Origin of the sequence: Dietzia sp. SYD-A1, assembly GCF_015356725.1 — a bacterium.
Classification (GTDB): Bacteria; Actinomycetota; Actinomycetes; order Mycobacteriales; family Mycobacteriaceae; genus Dietzia.
Window position 1 is genome coordinate 1 of the sequence record NZ_JADDKI010000555.1, and the last position, 5,989, is coordinate 5,989.

The window sequence follows — 5,989 nt, forward strand, 5'->3', positions numbered from 1 at the left end:
TACTGATCAGGTGCCGGGTTCTGAGGTGTCGAGTTTCGGTGGGGTTGGACGCAGCACGTGGCGGAGCGGACCCAGGCGGGCGGCGCTGGCGCCCAACCTGGGCGTGGTCTCTGTCGGCGACGACACCGCCTCTTCCTGGTGGACACCCCGGAGCAGCGGCGGATCGGGATCTCCGACTCCCTCGAGCTGGCGTGGCGGGACTGGCTCGGCTCCGCCGGGTTCGACCGCCCCGAGGGCCACTGGCCGCGGCAGTGGGCGCGGGCGTACGTCGAGTTCGCCGCCGGGGAGAAGCGAAAATACCTGCACGACCTGGGCCTGCGGATCATCCCCACCGTCGGCTGGGAACGTGGACCTGCTGCAGACGCTCACGCACGCCAGGCTCGCCGCCCCGTGAGGTCGAGGGCGGCTGCCAGGCTCGAGCAGCAGCGCGACCAGCCTGAGTTGGGCGTCGAAGGACAGCCCCGCCTCGGGCTCGTCGCCGAGTACGTGTACGGGACGGACCGCTGGGAAGGCTTCCGTGTGCACCCGCTGCCGGCTTCGGTGGCGGCGGCGTGCACGGCTACAACTCGTTGGAGGGCACGTTCCTCGGAGGCTGCATCTTCTCGGGGATGAAGGCCGGCCGGGCGATGGCGCGGGAGGTCTGATCGAGGCAGGCACCGCCGGCGCGGCGGTCGTCGCTGTCATGCGCGCGGCGGGGAGGCCCCTGAGCCGCCGGCCGCCGCGTCCTGAGCAGCACTGTCACCTGTGACCGGCCGCCCGCGGGTCTGCGCCCGCCCACGCAGCACACCGAGTTCGTAGGTGGCCAGCACTATCAACCACAGAGCGGTGATGGGGATGACAAACCACAGCATCGCGGCACTGAACGGCCCCAGCGCGTCGTGGTCGGCCGCCTGGAGCACGACGTAGGCGATGTACGCGGCGTAGAAACCGGTGAAGAGAACGCCCTCCCACCGTGCGATCGCCAGGCCGGTGAAGGCGATCGGGAGCAGTGCCAGGGACACCGCGAGCATGATCGGCAGGTCGAAGCGGATGGCCCCGGCCGCGATCTCGATCGGCGCGATGAGTGAGGTCATCCCCAGAACGGCACCGATGTTGAACATGTTGCTGCCCACGATGTTTCCGATCGCCAGGTCGCGCTCACCTCGGATCGCCGCGACCATGCTCGTCGCGAGTTCGGGAAGGGATGTCCCGACGGCCACCACCGTGAGACCGATGACCAGGTCACTCATCCCCCAGGCCGACGCGAGATCACTGGCCGCGGTGACGAGTAGCCGTGCCCCGATCACGAGCAGCGCCACCCCGGCGATCACGAGAGCGCTGTTGAGGAGGACCGGGTGCGAGGTCTCGCCCCCGGTCGGCGTCGTCTCGCCCGCGCTGTCACCGGCCGGGGCGTCCAATGCCTCGGTGGCGCGGTCTCCATCCTGTTTGCGCGCGATGACGATCGTCGCGGTCGTATAGGTCACGAGGCCGGCGAACAGCAGCAGACCGTCGAGGAAGCTGATCGTGCCGTCGAGTGCCACAAGCAGCACGACCAGAGAGAACAGCACCATGATGGGGATGTCGACTCGCACGATCCGGGACGTCGCCACGAGAGGGGCGACGATCGCGGTCATCCCCAGGATGAGCAGAATGTTCGCGATGTTGCTGCCCACGACGTTGCCGACGGCCAATCCCGGGTATCCGCTCAGCGCGGCATCGACGCTTACCGCGAACTCCGGCGCCGAGGTGGCGAAGGCGACGACGGTGAGTCCCACCACCAGCGGGGAGATCCCGAGGGTCGCGGCCAGACCGCCGGCGCCCCGCACCAGCACTTCGCCGCCGCCGATGAGCAGGACGAACCCCACCGCGAGCGCGGCCACCGTCAGGGCGCTCATGTCAGCTCCGATCGGGTGGTGATGAACCCCGGTCCGGCTGGCGGTGACGGCCTCGTTGCATTACCCATGGGTCGATGATCCCGTGCCGGACTCCGGTCTGTCGATGCGCCGGCAGCGATTCAGCCGGCGGAGGCGACCGCCAGCGGCAGGACAGCCGGGACCCCGGACGAGCGGAGATGCCGGGCTGCCTCGGTGATCGTCCACCCCGTCCCGAGCAGGTCGGCGACCAGGAGGACGGGGCCGTCGGACGCTGTCGACGGGCCGGAGAACGTGCCCCACAGCTGGGCCACGCGGTAGGCCGAGTTCTGGGCGGTCACCGTCGGGAGCGCCTCGTCGCGGCTGAGTTCGCCGAGGTAGTCCATACGGCCCATCTGTGACAGCGCGCGCGCCAGGCTCTGCACGAGGATCGGGTGCTCGCCGGTGAGTAGCGCCGCGACACCGGTCGGGCGGTCGTCCCAGCCCCACTCGCGCAGGACCGGTACGCAGGCGCGGACCAGCCACTCGGGTGCGTCCTGGTCGGGCTCGGCGAGCAGGGCGCGCAGCTTCTGGCCCAGGCCCAGATCGGTGAGGCGTGCCAGAGCGCGGCCCTCCGCGGGACCGTCGGCGATCTTGCCCTTGAGTGGGACGTCGAGCTTGGCCAGGCCGGTGGGCCACTGGCGGCGCGGAGGCAGCACCACGCCGGGCCGCTCGAGCGCTTCGCGGGCCCGGGTCAGCGCGCCCGAGTCGACGGAGGTGGTGCGTCGCTGGGGTCCGGGGCGCAGATACGGCCAGTTCACGGGCGCCAGCCCGGGGAGAAGATCGGCTCGGTTCTGTACTCGCCACGCGCAGGTCCGCACCTGTCCGGACGCCAGTGGGTAACAGCGGAAACGCGTAACGATACCGGTTTCCGGGTGCTGTTGAGTCGCGGTTGATCAGGGGCCGGGTTCTTGGTGGAGTTCGGGGTAGGCGCTCCAGGTGGCGCCGCTGATGAATGCGTGGCGTTCGGTTGTTTGAGCTCTGTATCCGAACTGGGTTGCCGCGATCGCCGGGGGAATGCTGCGGACCAGCTCACGCATCGCGCTGTTGCGTGCGCCTCGAAGATCGATCCCGTTGTCGCGGAGCTTGCCCATCAGTGACTGCGGGTTGATGTGATGACCTGCAGTGACCCCGGGAAATAGCCACTGGGATGTTCGGTTGGCGGCGGTGGTCATGTTGGGGCGATGCTCGATGAGCGCGATCACCGGGTCAGCGAGCGGATGCGGGAGTGCTACCTCGGCGTCGGCGAAGCGGATCCACAGGCCGTCGCTGTCGTCGGTTCTCAGTGCGTCCAGTCGGATGGCGGCGATGCGCGAAACTGGTTGCGCGCAGATCAGCAGCAGGACCGTGGCGGATTTGACCCACACCGGGGTCTCTCGCCGTTCCAGAATCGTGGCCAGCTGAGCGTAGCGCTCATCGTCGCTGGTCATGGGACTGGTTCGAGCCCGTCGGTGGGGGAACGCGAGGTGGGCGGCCATGTGCTGGTGCGTGATGCACCACTTGACGAACATCCTGGCGGTGCTGCGGGTGGTCGGCCCGGTAACGAGCCAGGTGTCGATATCGGACTGTGTCGCTTCCGCCAGCGCAGTGTTACGAGTGTAGAGCCAGTTGACGAAGTCGATCGCCACGGTGATCTCCTGTTTGGCGTTGGCGATCGGCCCGTTCTCCAGGGGTTGGCGCTGCGCGCGGGCGCGGAGGTTGCGCAGGTGATGCCAGGTGGCGAATCCGGTGATGACCTGCTGCGATTGGTGGATTGGTGTGGAGGCGAGCTTTTTCTCGAGCCAGCTGGTGAAGCGGTCGAGGTTGCGGTCATAGGGCGCGAGGATTCCGCAGCTGATGAACAGGTCCCGTAGGTGACGTGCGGTGCGCTCGGCGGGGTAGTGGGCGAAGGTGTCGTGACTGATGGTCAAGCGGTGTTGCGCGAAGCCGGAGAGGAGCTGGCGCACGTCGGGATTGCGTAGCCAGATGAGCGCACTTCGCGGGTGGTCCTGGCTGGTCAGCGCATCGAGTAGCGGTTTCAGCTCGGCCGAGACGAATCCGGTGTCGGCGGTGGTGAGCAGGGCGGTCAGGTCGTCGGTGAGGCAGCATCGGGCGCAGAGTCCGCGCCGGTGGGGTTCGTCCTGATCGCCGCAGCGGGTGCAGATCAGGCGGGGATCGTCGATCGCTGCGCAGTCGGTGCAGATGGCCTGGTTGCCGGAGAGTCCGGGGAGGAGCCGGTCCGGTGTCAGGCAGCGAGGACACGTTCCGCGGCGACGGGTGGCCTGTTGGTAGCAACGGCGGCAGACGAAGCCCTCTGGCCAGCGCACGCCGCGAGGCTGGCGCTCGTCGTCGCACCGTGTGCAGTGGTACTTCGATGTTTCAGCCATGTGTGTCGCCTGCGCGGGGGTCCGTCTACGCCGGTGGGCCGGGTCGGTGGATGTGGGCCCGCTTCGGTCGCAGCGGACCATCAGCTGCGGGGGAGACGTCGGTGGCGGTGCGCCGCGAGGGTGCGGCGTCGACACGGAAGTCGCAGAGGTCCTCGACGCTGCAGTCCAGAACGTGGCACAGGGCGCCGAGCAGCGCCAGGGGCAGCCGGTCCGGGGTGCGTCCGAGGAGGCGGTAGAGCTGCGAGGCGGAGAGCTCGATGCCGACCTCATGCAGCGGGGTGATCAGGTCAGACAGGTTGTGCATGTCTCGGTCGGTCATGACTTGGCGTAGTCGCCACTGGTAGGCGATCCGGTGCTTCATGTCTCGTTCGTCCTTTCGGGCAGGCGGCCGGCTGCGGCACGTAGGGCGGCGGCTACGACGCGGCTGCGGTAGTCGGGGGAGACGAAGGTGTAGAGCGAGGTGGTCGAGGCGTACTCGTGTCCGACTTGCTCTTGGATGAAGCGGGTGTCGTAGCCGGACTCGACAAGCAGCGTGACGTAGCTGCGGCGCAGGGAGTGAAAGTCCAGTCCGGGGTCGGTCAGGCCGGCTGTGTCACAGAGGTCGGCGAAGCTGTGGGACAGTGCCCCGTGGGAGATTCGTTCGGACCGTTCGGTGGGAAACAATGCGGTCCCGGTGGTGCGGTCGAAGCTGGTGCGCCCCTGGTCGATCCACTGCTCGAGGCAGTCGATCACCCACGCGGTCTCTGGGACGGTCAGTACGCCGCGCCGTTTGGCGGGGGATCCTTTGCCGGGCTTGCCGTACCGGACGTAGCAGACCCCAAATCGGCCGAACTGCCGTGCACGCGAATTCGGCCCAAAATCCGTCAGGTCCAGCATGCGAACTTCGTTGCGGCGCAGGCCCCATGCGTAGGCGACCTTGGTGATCGTCGCGGTTCGCAGCGCCACCATCGCCCCCTTCGTGCCGACCTCGTAGCGGCGGGTGACCTGCTCGTCCGCGGTATCGCACAGGTCCTGCAGCTCGTCGGTGGTGTACGCCCGTTTGCGTGGGTCGCCGGGGCCCTGGTGGACGTGGCGGGCCGAGTTGGCCTCGGTAATGACCTGTACGGGATGCGTGGCGAACCGGTCCTGGCATTGCTCGGCCCACTCGTAGGCCGGGTCGAGCAGGTAGTCCATGAAGTGCCGCAGCGCACCTTGATAGTTCAGGACGGTGCTGTGCGCTATGCCGTGGACTCCGCGTAGTTCGGTGATCCAGTCATCGGCCATCGCCGGCGTCCAGGTCCAGGGGCCGTCGGCATCGCAGAAGTCCCGGAACCGCCGTATCGTGGCCACCCGCGCCGAGATCGTGCCGGCAGACAGGTTTCGTGCCAGCTGCTGGTGAGACCAGCCGGTGACCATCGCCTCGAACACCGAGGCTTCCGGACGTAGAACAGCGATACCGTCGGCCAGCTGCAACCGCGCCGACCCTGGAGGAAGATCCTGCTGCGACATCTCGCACCGCCCAAAAATGGCTCGCGTCTTGTGCGAAAGTGTCGCATGAAATGCGAATCGCGACAAGAGGCCGCAGGTAGCAGCGCCGCCACCATCCCGCCATCGGCTGGCGGTCACGGTCCAACAAGGGCGGAAGCGCTGGCCCGGCACCTGCTCACGCGCAGGTCACGAGGCCAGTCGGGCACTACGGGCGAGGGGCAGTTCGGGGAGGGGTCGAGTTCGCACAATCTACAACTCGGCATCGTT

The 5,989-nt window shown here is 68.1% G+C and carries 5 protein-coding genes and 1 pseudogene; 1 reads left to right on the forward strand and 5 read right to left on the reverse strand.

Annotated elements, in window-relative coordinates; genetic code table 11:
- Nucleotides 1-129: 129 nt before the first annotated feature.
- Nucleotides 130-351 (forward strand): annotated as a pseudogene (locus IY392_RS16885) (FAD-binding dehydrogenase); the annotation flags it as partial.
- Nucleotides 352-680: 329 nt separating this feature from the next.
- Here IY392_RS16885 and IY392_RS16890 read toward each other — a convergent pair.
- The 5 genes from IY392_RS16890 to IY392_RS19365 form a co-directional block, all read right to left on the reverse strand.
- Nucleotides 681-1,874 (reverse strand): calcium/sodium antiporter, encoded by a 1,194-nt coding sequence (locus IY392_RS16890; protein WP_194861857.1) that lies wholly within the window; start codon nt 1,872-1,874, stop codon nt 681-683.
- Nucleotides 1,875-1,993: 119 nt separating this feature from the next.
- The gene (locus IY392_RS16895) at nt 1,994-2,650 is read right to left on the reverse strand and encodes a hypothetical protein (RefSeq protein ID WP_228549559.1); all 657 of its coding nucleotides are present in this window, start codon (nt 2,648-2,650) and stop codon (nt 1,994-1,996) included.
- Between the two features lie 135 nt (nt 2,651-2,785).
- Nucleotides 2,786-4,255: a hypothetical protein gene (locus IY392_RS16900; RefSeq protein WP_194861858.1), complete on the reverse strand. Its 1,470-nt coding sequence runs from the start codon at nt 4,253-4,255 to the stop codon at nt 2,786-2,788.
- A 25-nt stretch (nt 4,256-4,280) separates the two neighbouring features.
- Nucleotides 4,281-4,616: a helix-turn-helix transcriptional regulator gene (locus IY392_RS16905; RefSeq protein WP_182641547.1), complete on the reverse strand. Its 336-nt coding sequence runs from the start codon at nt 4,614-4,616 to the stop codon at nt 4,281-4,283.
- A complete protein-coding gene (locus tag IY392_RS19365; RefSeq protein WP_228549560.1) occupies nt 4,613-5,743 on the reverse strand; it encodes a tyrosine-type recombinase/integrase in 1,131 nt (376 codons plus the stop codon). Before IY392_RS19365 ends, IY392_RS16905 begins: the two co-directional genes overlap by 4 nt.
- Nucleotides 5,744-5,989 lie beyond the last annotated feature (246 nt).